This window comes from Kushneria sp. AK178, assembly GCF_053903105.1.
Map to the genome: position 1 here is coordinate 204,253 of NZ_CP096381.1, position 19,236 is coordinate 223,488.

At 63.9% G+C, this 19,236-nt stretch carries 17 protein-coding genes; 7 read left to right on the forward strand and 10 right to left on the reverse strand.

Annotated elements, in window-relative coordinates; translation table 11 throughout:
• The first annotated feature begins 165 nt into the window (after nucleotides 1-165).
• Nucleotides 166-840 (forward strand): haloacid dehalogenase type II, encoded by a 675-nt coding sequence (locus M1D97_RS00930; protein WP_456268868.1) that lies wholly within the window; start codon nucleotides 166-168, stop codon nucleotides 838-840.
• Nucleotides 841-926: 86 nt separating this feature from the next.
• Here the strand turns inward: M1D97_RS00930 and M1D97_RS00935 are convergent, their stop codons facing one another.
• The 6 genes from M1D97_RS00935 to M1D97_RS00960 all read right to left on the reverse strand — a co-directional run bounded on the left by M1D97_RS00935 (nucleotide 927) and on the right by M1D97_RS00960 (nucleotide 7,979).
• Complete coding sequence (locus M1D97_RS00935; RefSeq protein ID WP_456268869.1) at nucleotides 927-1,844, reverse strand: YsnF/AvaK domain-containing protein; 918 nt, start codon at nucleotides 1,842-1,844, stop codon at nucleotides 927-929.
• A gap of 53 nt (nucleotides 1,845-1,897) precedes the next feature.
• On the reverse strand, nucleotides 1,898-2,299 hold the full coding sequence (locus tag M1D97_RS00940; RefSeq protein WP_456268870.1) for a YsnF/AvaK domain-containing protein: 402 nt from the start codon (nucleotides 2,297-2,299) through the stop codon (nucleotides 1,898-1,900).
• A 272-nt stretch (nucleotides 2,300-2,571) separates the two neighbouring features.
• Entirely contained in the window at nucleotides 2,572-4,335 is a 1,764-nt protein-coding gene (locus M1D97_RS00945) for an acetyl/propionyl/methylcrotonyl-CoA carboxylase subunit alpha (RefSeq protein WP_456268871.1), read from the reverse strand.
• Nucleotides 4,332-5,930: a 5-oxoprolinase subunit B/C family protein gene (locus M1D97_RS00950; protein ID WP_456268872.1), complete on the reverse strand. Its 1,599-nt coding sequence runs from the start codon at nucleotides 5,928-5,930 to the stop codon at nucleotides 4,332-4,334. The genes M1D97_RS00945 and M1D97_RS00950 overlap by 4 nt, the downstream gene beginning before the upstream one ends.
• A gap of 25 nt (nucleotides 5,931-5,955) precedes the next feature.
• Entirely contained in the window at nucleotides 5,956-6,726 is a 771-nt protein-coding gene (locus tag M1D97_RS00955; RefSeq protein ID WP_456268873.1) for a LamB/YcsF family protein, read from the reverse strand.
• A gap of 14 nt (nucleotides 6,727-6,740) precedes the next feature.
• Nucleotides 6,741-7,979: an NRAMP family divalent metal transporter gene (locus M1D97_RS00960; protein WP_456268874.1), complete on the reverse strand. Its 1,239-nt coding sequence runs from the start codon at nucleotides 7,977-7,979 to the stop codon at nucleotides 6,741-6,743.
• Nucleotides 7,980-8,249: 270 nt separating this feature from the next.
• On the opposite strand from M1D97_RS00960, the gene M1D97_RS00965 reads away from it, so the two are divergent.
• A complete protein-coding gene (locus M1D97_RS00965; protein ID WP_456268875.1) occupies nucleotides 8,250-8,918 on the forward strand; it encodes a GntR family transcriptional regulator in 669 nt (222 codons plus the stop codon).
• 91 nt (nucleotides 8,919-9,009) lie between these two features.
• On the opposite strand, the gene M1D97_RS00970 is transcribed toward M1D97_RS00965, so the two are convergent.
• Nucleotides 9,010-9,498 (reverse strand): Hsp20 family protein, encoded by a 489-nt coding sequence (locus M1D97_RS00970; RefSeq protein WP_456268876.1) that lies wholly within the window; start codon nucleotides 9,496-9,498, stop codon nucleotides 9,010-9,012.
• 137 nt (nucleotides 9,499-9,635) lie between these two features.
• Here M1D97_RS00970 and M1D97_RS00975 point away from each other — a divergent pair, with 137 nt between their 5' ends.
• Nucleotides 9,636-10,154 (forward strand): hypothetical protein, encoded by a 519-nt coding sequence (locus M1D97_RS00975; RefSeq protein WP_456268877.1) that lies wholly within the window; start codon nucleotides 9,636-9,638, stop codon nucleotides 10,152-10,154.
• Here the strand turns inward: M1D97_RS00975 and M1D97_RS00980 are convergent.
• Nucleotides 10,138-11,790 carry a catalase gene (locus M1D97_RS00980; RefSeq protein ID WP_456268878.1) on the reverse strand — a complete coding sequence of 551 codons (1,653 nt, stop codon included), beginning with the start codon at nucleotides 11,788-11,790 and terminating at the stop codon, nucleotides 10,138-10,140. The two genes, M1D97_RS00975 and M1D97_RS00980, sit on opposite strands and share 17 nt — an antisense overlap.
• A gap of 313 nt (nucleotides 11,791-12,103) precedes the next feature.
• Here M1D97_RS00980 and M1D97_RS00985 point away from each other — a divergent pair, with 313 nt between their 5' ends.
• Nucleotides 12,104-12,454 (forward strand): hypothetical protein, encoded by a 351-nt coding sequence (locus tag M1D97_RS00985; protein WP_456268879.1) that lies wholly within the window; start codon nucleotides 12,104-12,106, stop codon nucleotides 12,452-12,454.
• 21 nt (nucleotides 12,455-12,475) lie between these two features.
• On the opposite strand, the gene M1D97_RS00990 is transcribed toward M1D97_RS00985, so the two are convergent.
• Nucleotides 12,476-13,750: a DUF445 domain-containing protein gene (locus tag M1D97_RS00990; RefSeq protein WP_456268880.1), complete on the reverse strand. Its 1,275-nt coding sequence runs from the start codon at nucleotides 13,748-13,750 to the stop codon at nucleotides 12,476-12,478.
• Between the two features lie 244 nt (nucleotides 13,751-13,994).
• Between M1D97_RS00990 and M1D97_RS00995 the strand changes: the two genes are divergently transcribed.
• From M1D97_RS00995 to M1D97_RS01005, 3 genes are all read left to right on the forward strand, one after another.
• Entirely contained in the window at nucleotides 13,995-15,464 is a 1,470-nt protein-coding gene (locus tag M1D97_RS00995; RefSeq protein WP_456268881.1) for a Na+/H+ antiporter NhaC family protein, read from the forward strand.
• Nucleotides 15,465-15,650: 186 nt separating this feature from the next.
• Nucleotides 15,651-17,036, forward strand: a complete 1,386-nt coding sequence (locus M1D97_RS01000; protein ID WP_456268882.1) for a DEAD/DEAH box helicase — start codon at nucleotides 15,651-15,653, stop codon at nucleotides 17,034-17,036.
• A 273-nt stretch (nucleotides 17,037-17,309) separates the two neighbouring features.
• Nucleotides 17,310-18,452: an App1 family protein gene (locus tag M1D97_RS01005; RefSeq protein WP_456268883.1), complete on the forward strand. Its 1,143-nt coding sequence runs from the start codon at nucleotides 17,310-17,312 to the stop codon at nucleotides 18,450-18,452.
• A gap of 9 nt (nucleotides 18,453-18,461) precedes the next feature.
• On the opposite strand, the gene M1D97_RS01010 is transcribed toward M1D97_RS01005, so the two are convergent.
• Nucleotides 18,462-19,115, reverse strand: a complete 654-nt coding sequence (locus M1D97_RS01010) for a DUF938 domain-containing protein (RefSeq protein ID WP_456268884.1) — start codon at nucleotides 19,113-19,115, stop codon at nucleotides 18,462-18,464.
• Nucleotides 19,116-19,236 lie beyond the last annotated feature (121 nt).

Here is a 19,236-nt window from a genome sequence, read left to right on the forward strand (position 1 = left end):
CTGTCCATGTCGTGAAAAAGGGCGTTTTGTACCGGCAGCGCCCGGACTTTCAGCGTCCTGCAATGGTCGTGCAGTGCTGTAATGGGGTCATGGCTTTCCGCGAGGGGGCCAGCGTCCGCAACAATTTTCGCCGCCTGCCGGCACGACAACACAGGACGACAGACCATGAGCGACATCATGCGCCCGAAGTACATCACCTTTGACTGCTACGGCACGCTGACCAACTTTCAGATGGGCAGCATGACGCGGGAGATCTTTGCCGACCGCATCCCGGATGCCGATCGGATGGACGCCTTCGTCAAATCCTTCGGGGCCTATCGCTTCGATGAAGTGCTCGGCCCCTGGAAGCCCTATTCAGAAGTGCTGTGCACCGCGCTTGAGCGAACCTGCAAGCGCTGGGGTGTTGACTACCGTGACAATGAAGGCATGCGCTATTTCGAGGCCGTGCCGACCTGGGGGCCGCATCTGGATGTGATCGAGGGGCTTGCAAGAATCGCCGATAAAATTCCGCTGGTGATCTACTCCAACGCCGATGACAGTCAGATCATGGACAACGTCAAAAAACTGGAAGTGCCGTTTCACAAGGTCTTCACGGCCGACACCTTCAAGGTCTACAAGCCGCGTCTGGAAGCCTTCGAGGCCATGATCGACACTCTTGGCTGCCGGCCCGATGAGCTGTTGCACGTCTCCTCGAGCTTTCGCTACGACCTGATGTCGGCACACTTCATGGGCATCAACAACAAGGCTTTCGTGGCGCGCAACCACGAGGGTTTCTGTCAGGGCTACGGCGCCACCGAGATTGCCGATATTCGCGGTCTGCCGGCGCTGGTCGGGCTCTGAACTGTCCTGTCGAATGGCGTGCGACGGTGATACAGCCACAAAAAAACCCGGTGCGGACACCGGGTTTTTCAGAACGCCGAGAAAAATCAGCGCTTTTTGGGGTCCAGCTTGTCGTCGCGATGCGCCGGGTCGTCACGACGCGTGCCGTCGGTCTCGTCGATATCGACTTCGTGGTGACGGACTTCGTCGCTGACGTGCTCGGTGTGCTCACCGACGTCCTTGCGAACCGCCACTTCTTCGCGCACGTGGGCTTCCTTGCTGACCACGGCCTCTTCATCCGTTTCGGTCATTTCGACCGACTTGTCGGTGAAGTCGGCATCGGTGACATGGCGATCACCGGTGACCGGGCGACGCTCAACGGAGACCGATTCGTCACGCAGGTGGACGTCTTCCTCGACCGGCGTGCTGACCACATGGCGACGGACGCGAGTGGTGCCGCGTTCGACATCACGCTTGCCGACCTTGAGCTCTTCCTCGGACAGGGCCAGGGTCTCTTCCTTGTCGGTATTGGTAGCGCGGTCGGCGGTGACGGCCGGATCGACATGCGCGCTGTCGTGTCCTGCCGTGGCGGTATTCAGGCCGCCAGGTGCCGTGGTCGGTGCCGTGCCGGCACCCATGCCGCCGGCTGCCGCACCCGGGGTGGGCGCGGGTGCATCGGCGCGCTGACCGCCCTGTTCGTCGATATCGACCGGGTCGTGGCGCTCCAGAATCGCTTCGACGCTGTCGAGCTCCGCCGTCGGGGCGCGTACGGCGATGACGATCGCGCCCTGTTCAACGTTGCGGTCGTAATCGCTGGTGTCTTCGCTGTGATCGTGCTTGCCGAACAGGCGCTGCCAGAAGCTCGGCTTCTCCTGCTCTTCATGATGCGATTCTTGAGCCACGTCGCCCTGTCTGGCATGGCGGTTGATGGCTTCTTCGGGAATGCCGGCGTCACGCAGATCCTGCATGGCGGCATCGGCGCGTGCTTCGGTGTCGTATACGGCAACTACGAGTTGTTCGTCCATGAAATAGGCTCCTTTAATCGTGCCTGGATCGACCGTTTGCCGGCCGATGTGATCTATTCGGTAATGTCGTCATCCTGACGGGTTACCACGGCGTGCTGCTCACGCAGCGTCACCTCTTCGCGCCAGGGTGTCCGGTCGTGAACGCGGCGCACATGCACCTCTTCGGTCAGGCGCAGTCGTCGCTGTACCACCAGCACCTCCTCGACCACCGGGATAATGGTGGTATCGCCCTCCTGGCGCGTCTCGGGCATCTCATCGACATACTCATTGATTTCGACGTGCTCGACTTCGACACGCGCCTGCGCAAGCATGGCTTCAACCGTTTCCGTGCGCTCACGGGTTTCGGTGCTGACGTTTACCCTGCCGGTGGTGACCTCACGACGCGAGACATCGAGCGTTTCCTCGAGCAGGGGAAGGACCTTCTCCTTGTCGGAGGGCGCTGAATCATTCGTCATGGGGGGCTCCTGCCGGGGTCATGAAACATCAGTCACCTGTTGAGGCCCGGTCGGTGCCGCTCGAGCAGGGGACATCCTTCAACTTGGCAGATTAGGCGCAGTAAGCGAATCCTTTCTTGTTATCTTTGGTGTAAACAGGAAACATCTCGGCATTTATTATGCTTTTACGACCATAAGGCGTCGTTTTGGGCACTTTTCTTGTTTTGAAATGAATGCCCGCCCATGCAAAGGGGCGCCGCAGCGCCCCTTCAAGGTCGTGATCCGCGAGTCGATCATTCCGGGGTGATCGTCGCCATCACATGGCCGGCCTCGAGGGTGGCTCCCGTCTCGGCCCGGTGGGTGAGAAGGCCGCCGGTGTCGGCGACGATCTGCGTTTCCATCTTCATCGCCTCCATGATGGCGATCACGTCTCCTTCGCTGACCCGGGCGCCGTCCTCGGCCTGCCAGGCCAGCAGCGTGCCGCTGATGGGCGCCGTGACGCTGCCGGCCGTTGAATCACCACCTTCCTCGATATCGGCGGCGGCACCGCCTGGTGACAGATGCTGCAGCAGCGCGGTGGGCAGCCCGATGCGGTGGCGCTTGCCGTCAATGTCGATCATGGCGTGCAGCATGCCGGGTTCGGTGGCAGGTCGCTGGCGGGGCGCCCACTCGAGGTTGTCCTGAAAATCGGTCTCGATCCAGCGGGTATGCACGTTGAAGGTCGCCGCCCCGGTGAAGTCCGGATGCGCCATCACCGCGCGGTGGAAGGGCAGCGTTGAGGCCACCCCCTCGATATCGAACTGATCCAGCGCGCGCCGGGCCCGGGCGATGGCCTGTTCGCGGGTCGCGCCGGTGATGATCAGCTTGGCCATCAGGGAATCGAAATGACCGGAGACATGGCCGCCGCTTTCCACGCCGGTATCGAGCCGGACGCCGGCGCCGGTGGGCGCCCGGAACGCCTCGACGCCCCCCGGCGTGGGCAGAAAGCCCTTGGCGGCGTCCTCGGCGTTGATGCGAAATTCAAAGCTGTGGCCGCGCGGCGCCGGGGTCTCGGTAAAGGAGAGTGGGTGGCCTTCGGCAACGCGCAGCTGCTCGATCACCAGATCCACCCCGGCGGTCTCCTCGGTGACCGGATGCTCGACCTGCAAGCGTGTATTGACCTCCAGAAAGGACAGGGTGTCGTCGCTGCCGAGCAGGAATTCGACCGTGCCGGCGCTGATATAGCCCGCCCGGGCGCCGATGTCATGGGCGGCCTGATGAATCCGGCGGCGCTGCACCTCATCAAGAAAGGGCGCCGGGGCCTCCTCGACCAGCTTCTGGTTGCGACGCTGCAGCGAGCAGTCGCGGGTGCCGACCACTACCACATTGCCGTGACGATCGCCCATGATCTGGGCCTCGATATGGCGCGGCCGGTCGAGATACTGCTCGACGAAGCACTCGCCGCGACCGAAGGCGGCCTCGGCCTCGCGCACTGCCGAGTGGTAGCACTCGGTCACCTCCTCCATGTGCCAGGCGACCCTGAGCCCGCGGCCACCGCCGCCGAAGGCCGCCTTGATCGCAATCGGCAGTCCCACCTCGTCGGCAAAGGCCACGACCTCCTCGGCACTATCGACCGGGTTTTCGGTGCCACGGGCCAGCGGGGCGCCCACCTCGAGTGCCAGCCGTCGCGCCTGGACCTTGTCGCCCAGCACGTCGATGGTGGCCGGGTCGGGGCCGATCCAGACCATGCCGGCATCCTGCACGGCGCGGGCAACGTCGGCGCGTTCGGAGAGAAAGCCGTAGCCCGGATGGATGGCATCGGCGCCGGCGCGGCGGGCGACATCCAGGAGCTTGTCGATCGATAGATAGCTCTCTCCGGCGCGCTCACCGCCGAGACCGTAAGCCTCATCGGCGAGCTGGACGTGCAGGGCGTCAAGATCGCCCTCGGCGTACACGGCGATCGAGGCGACACCGTAATCGCGACAGGCATTGATGAGGCGCACGGCGATCTCGCCGCGATTGGCAATCAGCACCCTTTTCAGGGGGCGCGAGGCGTTGGGCGTGTCGGGAGCAGTCATGACAGAACCTCGGGCGATACGTCGTCACCGGCCAGCGGTGCGAAACGGGTGATCGGATTGAAGCGGACGGTGGCGCCGGGGGGAATCTGGCCGGCAAGGTCCAGATGGTGATCGGCCACGCAGGCGATCACCGGGTAGCCGCCGGTCAGCGGGTGATCGGCCAGAAACAGCACCGGCTGGCCGCTGGCCGGCACCTGCAGAGCGCCGGTCACGGTGCCTTCGCTGGGCAGCTCACCGTGATGCGCTCGCGTCAGTGCGTGTTCACCTTCAAGGCGGATGCCGACCCGGTCGGAGCGCGGCGTGACCTGCCAGTCCTGATCACATAAAAGCGCCAGTGCCCGGTCGGTAAACCAGTCGCTGCGCGGGCCCATGACGATGTCGAGCGTGACCTCTTCACCCGCGCGGGGCAGCTCGAACGGCGGCGTCTCGGCAAGCGACACTGCCGTGACCGCCAGCCCTGCCGGGGATAAAACGTCACCGCACTGCAGCGGTTCGGGGCCGAGCTTCGCCAGCGTATCGGTCGAGGTGCTGCCCAGTATCGGGGTGACGTCGAACCCGCCGCGCAGCGCCAGATAGCAGCGCACCCCCGCCGTGACGGGCCCCAGGGTCAGGGTATCGCCCTCGGCCAGTTCAATGGGCCACCAGAGCGCGGCGTCGCGGCGATCGCCCTCGGCAGTGGTGATCGATACGTCGGTCTCGGCACCGGTCACGGCCACGATGGCCGGTCGGTGACAGCGCAGTGACAGTCCGCCCTGGGCGGTCTCGATGACCGTGGCACTGGCGGGGTTGCCGACGATTCGATTGGCGCCGCGCAGGGCGCTTTTGTCCATGGCGCCGGCGGTCGAGACGCCCTGGTCGGTCCGGCCCTCGCGGCCGGGGTCCTGAAAGAGGCTCTGCAGGCCGGGCTGCAGAATCTCCAGACAGGGGGTGGTGCCGGTATCGCGAACCGCGGGGGAGCCGGCAGGGGCGCTGACCCGTGTCGGGGACTCGTCGGTGACGGTAAAGCGCACCCGCATGCCGGGCTGCAGCAGCGCGGCCGGCTCGCGATGGATGTCCCACATTTTTAGCGGCGTGGTGCCGATCAGCTGCCAGCCGCCGGGGCTGTCGGTGGGGTAGATGCCGCTGAAGGTACCGGCCAGCGCCACGGCGCCTGCCGGAATACGGGTGCGCGGCGTGTCACGCCGGGGCACGTCAAGGCCCGCGCCGCCGCTGAGATAGGCAAAGCCCGGGGCGAAGCCGCAGAAGGCGACCTGATAGTCGTGCTTGCTGTGGCGGCGGATCACTTCATCGGTGCTCATGTCGAGCAGCCGGGCCACATCATCGAGATCCTCGCCGTTGTAGTGCACGGGGATCTCGATCAGTTCGCCGTGCCGGTGAGCGCCGCCGCTGACAGGGCAGGCCCCGAGCGTAGAGGCGAGCTGCGCGGCGCTGATACGCGCCGGAATGAAATGGATCAGCAGGGTGCGCGCCGCCGGAATGATGGTGGTGACGCCGTCGATCGGGGTGCGCTGGAGCCGGTCATAAAGCCCCAGCGCCTGCGACAGGTCATCGAGCTCGACCAGCAGGGTGCTCAGGTTGACGGGCAGTATTCTCATGAAAGCTCCCGGCGTGTCGTGACGTTCATGGTGTTTTCCCGGCAAAGGCCTTCAGCTCGACGCCGGCCTGGGCCAGACGCCCACGCACCGCTTCGGCCAGGGCGACGGCGCCGGGGCTGTCGCCGTGGACGCAGATGGAATCGGCTTCAAGGGCAATATCGTGACCGTCGATGGTCTCGATCACGCCGTCATGCACCAGCCGTCGCATCCGCTCGGCGACCCGGTCACCGTCATGAAGCACCGCGCCTTCTTCCCGGCGCGACACCAGGCTGGCGTCACGCTGGTAGGCGCGATCGGCAAAGGCCTCGGCCGCCACGCGCAGCCCGGTATCACGGGCCCACTCGATCAGCGGCGTGCCGGCCAGCGCGACCAGGATCAGCTCGTCATCAACGGTCTTCAACGCCTCGATGACGGCGCGTGCCTGGCGCTCGTCCCGGGCGATGGTGTTGTAGAGCGCGCCGTGCGGCTTGACGTAGCGCACCGACGTGCCGGCGGCCCGGGCCAGCCCCTGCAGGGCGCCGATCTGATAGATCACATCGCCCATCAGTTCATCACTGGCAAGATCCATGTTGCGCCGGCCAAAGCCCACCAGGTCCGGATAGCTGACGTGGGCCCCGACGCTGACGCCGTGTTCGGCGGCGGCCTTCAGGGTGCGCAGGATGCCGCTCGGATCACCGGCGTGAAAGCCGCAGGCGACGTTGGCACTGGTGACGATGCCGAGCATGGTGGCGTCATCGCCCATGTGCCACGCCCCGAAGCTTTCGCCCAGGTCGCTGTTTAAATCGATGGAGGCCATGTGAAACTCCCGGTTCAGGCAGAGGGTGTCAGAAAGTCAAAGATCGGGCCGATGGCGTTAAAGCCCATGGTCCAGGTCAGCGCGCAGACCACCGCCCCCGAGATCAGGAGCCAGCGCGGGTAGCGGTGTCCGTGCATCAGATCGCTTCGGCGCCAGGCGACATAAATGAACAGCGTCAGGCCGACCGGCAAAATCAGTCCGTTGAAACCGCCGACAAAGACCAGCAGCGCCGCCGGGGGCGTGCCCACCGACACAAAGGCGATCAGCGAGATGGCGATAAAGATCAGCGTAGCGCGATTGCGCACGTCTTCACTGATGCCGGGGCGAAAGGCGCTCAGAAAGGTCATGGAGGTGTAGGCCGCACCGATGATGCTGGTGATGCCGGCGGCCCAGAGAATCAGGCCGAAGGCGCGCAGGCCCAGCTCGCCGGCGGCGGCCTGAAAGGCCTGGGCGGCCGGATTGGCGCTCTGGCTGGAGACGTCGATGACCACGCCGCTGGCGACCACGCCGAGAATGGCCAGAAACAGGATATAGCGCATCACGCCGGTGACCAGAATGCCGCGCAGGGCGGCTTGTGAAACGGTATCGACGTTGTCGACCCCGCCCAGCCCTTTATCCAGCAGGCGGTGGGCGCCGGCATAGGTGATATAGCCGCCGACGGTGCCGCCCACGATGGTGGTGATGGTGGCAAAGTTGATGGTGTCGGGCATCACGGTCTGGCGCAGCGCCTCGCCCACGGGCGGATGGGAGGCAAACGCCACGAACACCGTCATCGCCAGCATCACCATGCCCAGCACCACAATGATGCGATCGATGGCCACGCCGGCCCGCCGGGAGGAGAAAATGGCGCCGGCGATCACGGCGCTGATCAGCCCGCCCCATGTCGTGTCTAGCCCCACCAGGGCGTTGAGCCCCAGACCGGCGCCGGCAATGTTGCCGACGTTGAAGGTCAGCCCGCCGACGATGATCAGAATCGCCAGCAGATAACCGCTGCCGGGCAGCGCGGCGTTGGCCACTTCGGGGGCGCGCAGGCCGGTGACGGTGACCACCCGCCAGATGTTGAGCTGCACCACCAGGTCGATGAGGATCGAGGCCAGAATGCCGAAGGCAAAGGCGGCGCCCATCGTGGCGGTAAAGGTGGCGGTCTGGGTGATGAAGCCGGGGCCGACGGCCGAGGTGGCCATCAAAAAGACGGCGCCGATCAGCGAGGCGCGCCGGGAGCGGGCGAACCCGGCGTCAGAAGGTGCTGCCATATCAGGGGCTCCGATGGGGAAGGATGACAGGCCCTGCCAGCAATTGTCGTGCCACAACCGGCAGAGCGACCGGGGCTTGTAGAACTTGTCGACGTTGATTGTTCAACAATACCGGGGCCGATCGCGGTGTGATATTCGACTTGCGTTCCATTGTGGTGCATTGGGCAGGTGAAGGGCGCCGTTATGGTGCGCCTGGAAGGCTTGTCGGCGGGCATCCTTATCGGGAACACTGGGAGACCCTTCAAACGGCATGATCAAGATGGCGCTTCAATGACAACGCAGGGCCTGGAAAACAGAAGCAGACCGCTGGGCGAGACCGTCACAAACGGCATTCGACGGCTGCTGGTGGAGGGGGCGTTTGCCCCGGGGCAGCGCCTGTCGGAAATGGCGCTGTGCGAGCGCCTGGGCGTATCGCGCAACACGCTCCGGGAGGCCTTTCGCACCCTGGCCCATGAAGGCCTGGTGACCCATCAGCCCCATCGGGGCGTCTTCGTGACCCGGCCCGATGCCGCCTCCATCGTTGAAATCTACCGGCTACGACGCTTCATCGAGTGCCGCGCGCTGAGCGAGGCCTGGCCCTGCCATCCGGCAGTGAAGGGGATGCGTGCGGCAGTGGCGGATGCCCGGGCCTTCAGCGAGCAGCAGGACTGGCAGGCGGTGGGCACGGCCAACATGGCCTTTCACGGAGAGATCGTGGCGCTGGCGGACAGCCCGCGGCTGGATGCCTTCTTTCGCGGGGTGCTGGCCGAGCTGCGCCTCGCCTTCGCCCTCATGCCCGACCGGGAGTGGCTGCACGGCCCCTATGTCGAGATGAACCAGCAGGTGCTGGAGACCTTTGACGCCGGCGACACCAACGCGGCCGTGGCGCTGCTGGAGCAGTATCTGGCGCAGTCCGAGCGCACCGTGCTGGCCGCCTGGGAGCGTCAGGCCGCGCCCTGACCCTTTTCTCACACAGCAAAAGGCCCCGCCGGCGTCGGCGGGGCCTTTTTTAACGGCGCATTGATCGCCCTGATCGAGCGAGCCAACGCACTCAGGCGCTAGCGGGCTCGGCGGCAGACATTGTCCGGCTCGAGTGGTCGGTCAGCGCGCGCTGGTTGGAACTGATCGGGATCTGACGGGCGCGCTGCTGCTCGGGCACCACTCGCAGCAGGTCGACCATCAGCAGGCCGTTTTCAAGCCTGGCGCCCTGGATCTCGATATTCTCGTCAAGCCGGAAGGAGAGCCGGAACGAGCGCCTGGAGATGCCACGATGCAGATACGTAACCCCTGAATCGTCGCTGTCACTGTTGCTGCGACCACCGGTAATGGTCAGTACGCGGTTTTCGACGTTGACGTCGAGCTCTTCCTCGGCAAACCCGGCCGTGGCTATCGCAATGCGATAGTCGTTGTCGCCATGCTTTTCGACGTTGTAGGGCGGATAGCTGGGCGCATCGTTGTGCATGGCCTGTTCGAAAAGATCATTCAGTCGATCAAAGCCGATGCTGCGACGAAAGAGCGGAGAAAGGGTCATGGTGTTCATAAAACCTCCTGATGGACAGCAAAGTTCGTCACTACCGTGATTGAGAAATCGCAGACCCGCATGGGCGGCATCTACGCTCGCGTCAGCCGCCCTGATGGCGCCAGCTGCCGCGACATTATGTTAAATAGTGTCGCCTGTTGGCGTTTCAAGTCTTCCCTGAAAAAAATCCTGTCTCTTTTTTTGCCGGGCGTCACTGGTCAGGAAAACAGGGCCGGCAGGCGTCTTTTCAAGAGGACATGTCAAAAAATATCGGGGCAGGGTGGACGGGCATCGATATTGCCCTTTCGAGGGCTGCTCTTTTGGCGCGCGGCGTCGATGGTCATGGAATCACGACCACCGTAAACCGCCTCAGGAATCAGCCCCATGTGCACAGCCCCAACTGCCGGCACGATCATCATCATGAGCATGGCCACATCCATGGTCCGAATTGCAGCCACGGTGTGCAAAAGCCCACGCGCAACGCGTTGAAGGATATCGGCCACAATGATCCTTGCCCCTGTGGCAGCAAATACAAGAAGTGTCACGGCGAACAAGCCGGGCGCACGATACCGGCAGATATAAAAAACCGGCGCCAGAAGGCGCCGGTTCTTTTTGAAAACAGACATCAGGGCCGGGACGCGCCCGACCTGATGCTGCTGATCAGAGCTTGCCGCTGAGAACTTCTTCAGCAGTCACCTGACGGTTGGTGACCGAGCTGGTCCACTGGCCCCAGCCTTCGGCGCTGACGGTGTCACCGTTGTTGCCCAGGTTCTCGAGACGCTTTTTGTCGTCGTCGGTGAGGACCTGTCTGGCCAGCGGCTGGAGATGCTTGACGTCACCCACGCTCATGCCGAGTTTTTCGGCCACGCGGTTGCCGTAGTCGTCATGGACCATCCAGAAGTGCCACAGCATGCGCTCCTGTACGTCACGCTCGCACTGACTCAGCATGTCGCCCATGTTGAAGGTCAGGTCTTCGCGCTCCCAGTCCTGCATGGTGTTGTAGCGACCGCGCGCCTGGACATAGTCGTTGCGACGCTCGATGACGCTGCGCGTGAGCTGGCCGCGAACTTCCGGCGGATGGTTGGGCTCGTCGCGATCAGACTCCTGCAGGCCGTTGTGGATCGACGGCTCGAAGTTGATGTGCGGGTTCTGCCCCTGCGCCACGCCCTGCTCATAGGCCATTTGACCGTCGCGCTGGTTGGTGGCCACGCGCGCATTTTTCGGCTGGTTGACCGGCAGCTGCAGGTAGTTGGGCCCGATGCGATAGCGCTGGGTATCGGAGTAGGAGAAGGTACGCCCGACCAGCATCTTGTCGTCGGAGAAGTCCAGGCCGTCGACCAGCACGCCGGTGCCCATGGCGATCTGATCGTTTTCGGCGAAGAAGTTCTGCACGTTGCGGTTGAGCGTCATCACACCGATCCTGCGCAGCGGGAACTGATCTTCCGGCCAGATCTTGGTGTCATCCAGCGGGTCCCAGTCGAGCTCGGGATGATCATGATCTTCCATGAGCTGAACGAAGACGTCCCACTTCGGATAGTCGCCGCGCTCGATGGCCTCATACAGATCCTTCGAGGCCGAGCCCAGATCCTGCCCCTGCACCTTGGCGGCTTCGGCCGCGGTGAGGCTGGCCACGCCGCACTGCGGATGGAAATGGTACTTGACCAGGACCGTCTCGCCCTGAGCGTTGACCATCTTGTAGGTGTTGACGCCGAAGCCTTCCTGGTGGCGATAGGACGCCGGAATACCGCGCGGGCTGAACAGGTGCGTCAGCATGTGCATCGCTTCAGGCGTCTGGCTCATGAAGTCGAAGATGCGGTTGGGTTCCTGCCGGAAGGTGACCGGGTCCGGCTTGAGCGAGTGGATCACGTCCGGGAACTTGATCGCATCACGGATAAAGAACACGGCCAGGTTGTTGCCGACCAGGTCCCAGTTGCCGTCCTCGGTGTAGAACTTCACCGCAAAGCCACGCGGGTCGCGGGCGGCTTCCGAGGAGTCGCGACCGCCGATAACGGTCGAGAAGCGCAGCGCCAGGTCGGTCTTCTTGCCGGCTTCCTGAAAGAGTGCGGCGCGAGTGTACTTCGACGCCGGCTCGTCACCGATCATGCCGGTGGCTTCGAACTCGCCGTAGGCCAGAAAGCCGCGGGCGTGGACCACGCGCTCGGGAATGCGCTCGCGGTCGAAGTGACTGATCTTTTCCAGAAACTGATAGTTTTCCAGCGTCGCCGGGCCGCGACTGCCCACCGTGCGCTGGGATTGATTGTTGGTGACAGGGTGCCCCTGTCGGTTGGTCAGTTCGTTATTTCTATCTGACATGCCATGCTCCTCTTTTGACATCCTGTCCGGATCATATGGGTGCCGGTCACGATCGGCTCCGAAGGCGGAAGGTACCACGGTATCTTCATGGATTAGTCCTATCGCATGGTAGAGAGCAAAACTATGACGCCGAAAGAGGAAGTGCGGTGACCGTGAAAGGCCATGTTTCACGTGAAACATGCCCTGCAGGTTTCTTTCTCCAGACTGAGGTCTGACCGCCCACATCGCATGGACTGTCGGCATGAACGGCACAGGTCGAATCGGCATAAAGGTGCACCATTGCGGTTTCCGGAGCACCAAAAGAGAGCGCCTGATGCATGTGACGAGACTGTATGCCGGTGAGGATGGCGAGTCCCACTTCGAGGATCTGGAGATCGAGGTGGGCGGTAATGCCGAGATCGGCCGGCTGTCGGTGAAGATTCCGGCCACCGGTCTGGTGTTTCGTGAAACCGCCCCGGACTATGACTACAGCTGGCACAACGCGCCACAGCGTCAGTACATCCTGATGCTCGACGGTAGCGTGGACATTACCGTGGGCAGCGGCGAGACCCGGCGATTAAACACCGGTGACATCCTGCTGTGTGAAGACACCACCGGGCGCGGCCATATCAGCCGGGCAGTTGACGGTCAGCCGCGCCGCTCGGTGTTTGTCACTCTGGAGTAACTGCCCGGCAGGCCGGAAAGGTTATGATGCCAGCGTCAGCGCCAGCTGGGTCAGGGCGTGAATGACCACCCCGATCAGGCCGCCAACCAGCGTGCCGTTGATGCGGATGAACTGCAGATCGTTGCCGACGTTCTTCTCGATCTGGTCGACGATCTCGTCGCTGTCGAGACTGTCCAGATAGCGCTGGATGTAGGCATCAATGCGCGGCCCGTTGCGCTCGACCAGCGCCGGCAGCAGCGTCACGGCCTGCTCGTTGAGCCACGCACGCGCCGGGGCATCGTGCTCGAGGGTGCGCACGTAGTAGTCGATGAAGTGCTCGAGCCAGGCGCGTGACTGCGAGTCCCGGGCCACCAGATCGCGGGCCAGCCAGTCCATCAGCTCCTCCCAGACGCCGGCGATATAGTCGCTGAGGCGGTCGTTATCGAGGAGGTCGTCGCGTAGCCGGTCGAGGCGACGGGCAAAGGCCGGGTCATGGCGCAGCTGCTCGATGAACTCGGCAAACTGGTGATCGAGGTGATGACGCAGCGGGTGATCGGGGTCGTCGCTGACCTCGCTGATCAGCCGCGCGCTCTGCTCGACGATACGCTCGTTGATCAGCCAGCCGGCCAGCCGGTGCATGCTGACCTCGCGTCCCATGACACGCGGATTGAACAGCTTGAAGACGGTATCGGTAATGAAGTGCTTGACCCGCTCCTGGTTGTCCTCGACCTCGAGCCAGCGCGACAGCCGGGCCAGCGAGTCGTCCAGCAGCGCCTGATGGCGCCCCTCGGCGGCCAGTACGCTCAGGGCGCTGCCCATCAGCGCAGCCGTATTGATACGGCCCAGGTGATGGCGCAGGGTGCGGGTGAGAAACACCCGCGCCGCACTCTGACGCACCGCCGACAGCGAGGTGCTCATCGCCCCGGTCAGGCGCTCGGCGACCATGGCGCGCCGCTCGGGTCGCGACAGCCAGCTGACCAGCGCGCCGGCCACGTCGAAGCGGCGCACGCTGTCGCGCACATAGGTCTCGGACAGAAAATTCTCGCGGATAAACCCCGACAGGCTGCGGCCCAGCCGCGCCCGGTTGCGCGGGATGATCGCCGTGTGCGGAATTTTCAGCCCCAGCGGGTGGCGAAACAGCGCCGTGACCGCAAACCAGTCGGCGATGCCGCCGATCAGGGCTGCTTCAGCAAAGGCAGCAACGTAGTCCAGCGCCGGCAAGCGGGCCTGATACCAGGTGCTGACGATATACAAAAGCAGGGCCCCCAGCAGGCAGAGCGTGGCCGTGCGGCGTTGGTTGTGGCGTGGCGGGGTCAATCGACGAAGCTCCTGTGTGACACCATTTGCCGAGCGCCTGGCGCAGGGCACGAGGTCCTTGTATGCCGACCGCCCATTGGTCCAGGGCGGTTGTCCCGCCTGTCCGGGCGGGTCACACTTCTCGCGACAATAATGCAATGCCGCGCCCGGGAATGACAGGATGCTCCGGGCTGCCGGCAGGCGCCCGGGCGATGATGCCCCGGCGCCCCAATGCTTTCTTTCAGACGACGATAGAAGAGACGGCATGACGGACACATCGAACAACTCTACAACGACCTCCCTGGAAGCGCCGAGCCTGAACTTTCGCCTTGGCGCGCTGGGGGCTGCCATCCCGCTGATATTTTTTGTCGGCTGGGCGATTATCACCAGTGTGCTGGGCCTGTCCTCCGAGATCGGCCTGGTCATGGGCTGTCTGTTCGGTCTGACGCTGGGCCTTTTATTCTGCAAAAGCCGCTGGGACGCCTACGCCCAGGGACTTTTCAGCGGCATGGCCCAGCCGATCGGCGTGGTGGCCGTGGTGGCCTGGTTCTATGCCGGCATGCTCGCTCAGGTGCTGCAGACCGGCGGGCTGGTGGAAGGTCTGGTCTGGCTGGGCGGCATCTCGGGTGCCAGCGGCGGCGTTTTCGTGGGGCTGACCTTCGTGCTGGCGGCGGTCTTTTCCACTGCGGTGGGCACCGGCTACGGCACCACGGTGGCGTTTTCGACGCTGATGTATCCCGCCGGCGTGGCGCTGGGCTGTGACCCGGTGGTGCTGTTCGGGGCCATTCTGGCCGGCGCGATCTTTGGCGATAACCTCGCCCCGGTGTCGGACACCACCATTGTCTCGGCCACCACCCAGGACGCCGACGTGCCGGGCGTGGTCAAAAGCCGCTTCAAGTACTCGATCATGGCGGCCGTGCCGTCGCTGGTGCTCTTTGTGCTGCTGGGCAATGCCAGCGGTGATGTGGGGGGCAATCAGGACGCCCTGAACACGATGATGGACCAGACCGATCCGACCGGGCTTTTGATGCTCATTCCCTTTGCGCTGATTCTGGTATTGGCCCTGCGCGGCCACCATCTGATCACCTCATTGACCTGGGGCATCGTGGCGGCATCCATCATGATCGTGGTGGCAGGCCTGGCCGCGCCGAGCGACATCATGGGCTTTGACCCCGACAGCGACAGCGTGGTGACCGGCGCGCTGGTGGATGGCGTCAGCGGCTACGTCAACATGGCGATTTTGATCCTCTTGATCGTGGCCACGGCCCATCTGCTCAGGCTCGGCGGCACCATGAGCGCTGTCACAAAGGGCCTGACGCGCTGGATCGGCGACTCCGTACGCCGGGCGGAGCTGGCCATCTGGGGCATCGTGGCGCTTTTGAACTCGGCGATCACCATCAATACGGCCGCCGAGATTGCCGCCGCGCCGTTCGTGCGTGAGCTGGGCATGAAGTACCGTATCCATCGCTATCGTCGCGCCAACATGCTCGATGCCGTAACCTCGGCGCTGGGCTATATCTTCCCCTGGGGGGCGCCGGTACTGCTGGGCTGGGGCACGATCACGGCCATGCAGGGCCAGTATGACTGGCTGCCGGTCGTGGCCCCCACCGAAGTCTTCCCGTTTGTCTTCCACGGCTGGTTTTTGCTGGTGATCATGCTGTTTGCCGCCGCCACCGGCTGGGGACTGCATTTTGAAGACCCTGACGAGACGGATCAGGCCGCACCGGCACGCTGATGTGTACGGTGGGCACACGATAACGCTGGCAATCGGCGCGCAAATCCCCTATGTTGGCGCTCCTCTTCGCACGGGCAGGCCGCTGGCCTGCCTCCGTCATCCGAACATTCCCCCTGCGCTGTCACGGCGCTGTCGCTCTCGCGAAGAAGACGCCAGCATCCGATAGCGCCATGAGACGACCTGTCGATGTCATTTTCCCAACTTGGGCTGTCGCCCGAGCTTTTGCGTGCTCTTGAAGATGCTGGCTACCAGACACCTTCGCCCATTCAGTCAAAGGCCATTCCGGCCTGCCTTGAAGGCCGCGACGTGCTGGCGGCAGCCCAGACCGGCACCGGCAAGACCGCCGGCTTTACCCTGCCGATCCTGGAGCGGCTGTCGCGCCAGCCTCAAAGCGGCAAGCGTCCGGTCCGTGCCCTGATCCTGACCCCGACCCGCGAGCTGGCTGCCCAGATCGGTGAATCGGTCGAGAAATACGGTGTCCATCTCAGTCCGCGCCTGAAAAGCGATGTGGTCTACGGCGGCGTCAAGGTCAACCCGCAGATCACGCGGCTGCGCGACGGTGTGGATATCCTGGTCGCCTGTCCGGGCCGCCTGCTGGATCTGGTCGGCCAGAAGGCCGTGCGGCTGGATGAGGTCGAGACCCTGGTGCTGGATGAAGCCGATCGCATGCTGGACATGGGCTTTATCCACGACATCAAAAAGATTCTGCGGCTGGTGCCGAAGCAGCGCCAGAACCTGCTGTTCTCGGCGACCTTCTCGAAGGAGATTCGCGAGCTGGCCGGCACGCTGTTGAACGACCCGGTCAGCATCGATGTGGCGCCGCGCAATACGGCGGCCGAGAGCGTCGATCAGTCGATCTACATGGTCGACAAGCCTCAGCGCATGGCGCTTCTGACCCATCTGATCACCCATCATCAGTGGTCGCAGGCGCTGGTCTTTACCGCCACCAAGCACATGGCCAATCGTGTCACCCAGCATCTGCAGAAGGCCGGCATCACGGCGGCGGCGATCCACGGCAACAAGAGCCAGAATGCCCGTACCGCGGCGCTGTCCGGCTTCAAGAGCGGCGAAGTGCAGATCATGGTGGCCACCGACGTGGCCGCGCGCGGCATCGATATCTCCGAGCTGCCCAACGTGGTCAACTTCGAACTGCCCAAGACGCCGTCCGACTATGTCCACCGCATCGGCCGTACCGGTCGTGCCGGGGCCAGCGGGCAGGCGGTGTCGCTGGTGATGCCGGATGAGAAGGGCCAGCTCAAGCAGATCGAGAAGCTGATCGGGCGCAACATTCCGGTGGCCACCGCCGAAGGCTTTGACTTCAGCCGCGCTGTGCCGGAAACACCGGATGAGCGCGAGCAGCGTCCGGGCGGCGGTCAGCGTCGCCAGGGCAGTGGTCAGGCGCGCCATAACAGTGGTGGTGGCGGTCGCAACGGTGGCGGTAACGGTCGCAGTGGGTCCAACAACCGCTCACGCGGCAATGGCGGCGGCAACAGCGGTGATGAGCAGGCGCGCCCGGCGCGGCGGCGTCGTCGCAGCGGCCCGCGCACGGCGGATGGCAGCGGCAATCGCTGATCGTCCGGCCACGGCCCTGGTGTCACAACCGTCTGCTCGGGCAGGCGGTTTTTTATGCCCGCCCGGCAGTGAACGCTGCAGGGCGGCAGTGGCATTGTCGCGGGGCTTTCCGGCGCGGCGCATCAGGGAGACTGCTGGTGATACGCGCCTGTCATCAGGCGCCCGGCGGGCGACAGGGGCGTGTGGTGCGGCTATTCTTGAGCATGACGCAATAAAACGGCGTGTTCATTTCGCCACTTCCGGGAAACAATGTCCTTAAACGGGTTAAGCTCAATGCCACGTCGCTCTTTCGCTACCCTGATCAAGGGACTCAAGAAGCTGCTTCATGTGGCGGCGCGTCCGGCCAAGTCGGAAAGGGTTCATGGTGGCCGACTGATTCATACCTACCGCGGCTACGGCACCCATCGGGAGGTCTTTCTGATGGGGCGCGTGTTTCGCCAGCCCGGTTTCAATCTGGATCTGCCCGAAGGCTCGTGGCGGCGCGATCTGGCCGATATCGTGCGACGCACGGTGCGCTGGGGCATCAAGTATATCGATGTCCAGATTCAGCTGGGCGGGGAGACGGTCACGGTCACTACCGACCGGGACGGTTATTTCAATGCCCATATCCGGCTCGGGACGCCGCTGCCCGGCGACCGGATCTGGCATGAGGCGCATCTGCGTATCCTGTCGCCGAGCAAGGATCACAAAAGCACCCGCGCCAATAACGGGGCCGGAGGGGATGCCGTGGCGGACATCTACATTCCGCCGGCCGACATCGACTTTGCGGTTATCAGCGATATCGACGACACGGTGATGTATACCGGCGTCGCCAACAAGCTGAAGATGATGTATCACCTCTTTATTGCCCGCGCCGAGCAGCGCATGGCCTTTCCGGGCGTGGCGGCGCTCTATCGGGGGTTTCACGTCGGTGATGGCGATCAGCACTGTCAGCGTCCGCTGCTGTATGTCTCGCGCGCGCCCTGGAGCATCTACGAGATGCTGGAGGCGTTTTTCCGACTCAATCGCATTCCGGTCGGGCCGATCCTGTTTCTGCGCGAATGGGGGCTGACCGTTCAGCATCCGCTGCCGCGCAAGGCGGAAGACCACAAGCGCGAGCTGATCGAGACCATGCTCGAGCTCTATGATCCGCTGCCCTTTGTGTTGATCGGCGACAGCGGCCAGCATGACCCGGAAGTCTATACCGACATCGTGCGGGACTATCCCGGGCGCATCCGCACGGTCTACATCCGTGATGTCAGCAATGATGCCGGCCGTCAGCAGGCCATCGAAGCGCTGTCCGACCAGATCGACAAGGAGCACAACAACGACTGCACGCTGGTGCTGGCCTCCGACAGTCTGACCATGGCCGAACACGCTCATGAGCACGGCTATATCTCCAGCGATGCCCTCGAGCACGTGCGCGAATCCCAGTAGCCTTTGCTGTCAGCGCGTACGCGACAGCCGGACGCAGAGGTTGTTGGCCGGCATCTCGATGATATCGGCCAGCGCCAGCCCGGCATCGCGCGCGGCCGGCAGCACCTCCTGCTCCAGATCCCGCACGCCCCAGCGACTGTCCCGGGCCTGAAGACTCTGATGAAAGGCGGCGTTGCTCTCGGCATGATGGACGCCGTTGCGGCTGAAGGGGCCGTACAGCAGCAGCCAGCCCTGTGGGGTCAGATGCTGCGCGGCGCCATCGAACAGATCCAGCGTGGCCTGCCAGGGCGCGATATGAATCATGTTGAAGCAGAGCATGACATCGAATCGATCATTCAGTGGCCATGGGTCGTGGCCGACGTCCAGCGCCAGGGGCGGGTGCAGCCGGGCGTCAGGTGCCTCGCGCTGGAGCGCCTCTCGCCAGGCCCTGATCGACGTCAGTGCCCCGGGGTGCATGTCGCTGGGCGTAAAGTCGTTGGCCGGCAGTTCGCGGGCAAAATGCATGATGTGCTCGCCGCTGCCGCTGGCGATTTCCAGCACGCGCGCGCCGGGGGCGAGATGGGTCTTCAGTACGTCCAGCAGCGGCCCCCGGTTGCGCTGTGCCGCCGGGCTTGACTGCCGGCCATCTGCCGGCGCGGCGCCGGAATCATCCATGGTGATCATGTGGTCTCCCCGTAATGTCGTTCGTGGACAGGATAACCGACGCCGTGAGGCCAGGATGAATTTGAACGGTTGCTCATACTTGCCCTGTTACGTCGGTTTTCTGCTATGTTAGAACGCTTTT

Excerpts from the sequence above, each read along its gene's own strand:
- M1D97_RS00955 (WP_456268873.1), bottom strand. The coding sequence starts at position 6,726 with ATGGCCTCCATCGATTTAAACAGCGACCTGGGCGAAAGCTTCGGGGCG.
- M1D97_RS00935 (WP_456268869.1), bottom strand. The coding sequence starts at position 1,844 with ATGGACGAACAACTCGTAGTTGCCGTATACGACACCGAAGCACGCGCC.
- M1D97_RS00950 (WP_456268872.1), bottom strand. The coding sequence starts at position 5,930 with ATGAGAATACTGCCCGTCAACCTGAGCACCCTGCTGGTCGAGCTCGAT.
- M1D97_RS00930 (WP_456268868.1), top strand. The coding sequence starts at position 166 with ATGAGCGACATCATGCGCCCGAAGTACATCACCTTTGACTGCTACGGC.
- M1D97_RS00960 (WP_456268874.1), bottom strand. The coding sequence starts at position 7,979 with ATGGCAGCACCTTCTGACGCCGGGTTCGCCCGCTCCCGGCGCGCCTCG.
- M1D97_RS00945 (WP_456268871.1), bottom strand. The coding sequence starts at position 4,335 with ATGACTGCTCCCGACACGCCCAACGCCTCGCGCCCCCTGAAAAGGGTG.
- M1D97_RS00940 (WP_456268870.1), bottom strand. The coding sequence starts at position 2,299 with ATGACGAATGATTCAGCGCCCTCCGACAAGGAGAAGGTCCTTCCCCTG.
- M1D97_RS00995 (WP_456268881.1), top strand. The coding sequence starts at position 13,995 with ATGACGGACACATCGAACAACTCTACAACGACCTCCCTGGAAGCGCCG.
- M1D97_RS01000 (WP_456268882.1), top strand. The coding sequence starts at position 15,651 with ATGTCATTTTCCCAACTTGGGCTGTCGCCCGAGCTTTTGCGTGCTCTT.
- M1D97_RS01010 (WP_456268884.1), bottom strand. The coding sequence starts at position 19,115 with ATGATCACCATGGATGATTCCGGCGCCGCGCCGGCAGATGGCCGGCAG.
- M1D97_RS01005 (WP_456268883.1), top strand. The coding sequence starts at position 17,310 with ATGCCACGTCGCTCTTTCGCTACCCTGATCAAGGGACTCAAGAAGCTG.
- M1D97_RS00970 (WP_456268876.1), bottom strand. The coding sequence starts at position 9,498 with ATGAACACCATGACCCTTTCTCCGCTCTTTCGTCGCAGCATCGGCTTT.
- M1D97_RS00985 (WP_456268879.1), top strand. The coding sequence starts at position 12,104 with ATGCATGTGACGAGACTGTATGCCGGTGAGGATGGCGAGTCCCACTTC.
- M1D97_RS00980 (WP_456268878.1), bottom strand. The coding sequence starts at position 11,790 with ATGTCAGATAGAAATAACGAACTGACCAACCGACAGGGGCACCCTGTC.
- M1D97_RS00965 (WP_456268875.1), top strand. The coding sequence starts at position 8,250 with ATGACAACGCAGGGCCTGGAAAACAGAAGCAGACCGCTGGGCGAGACC.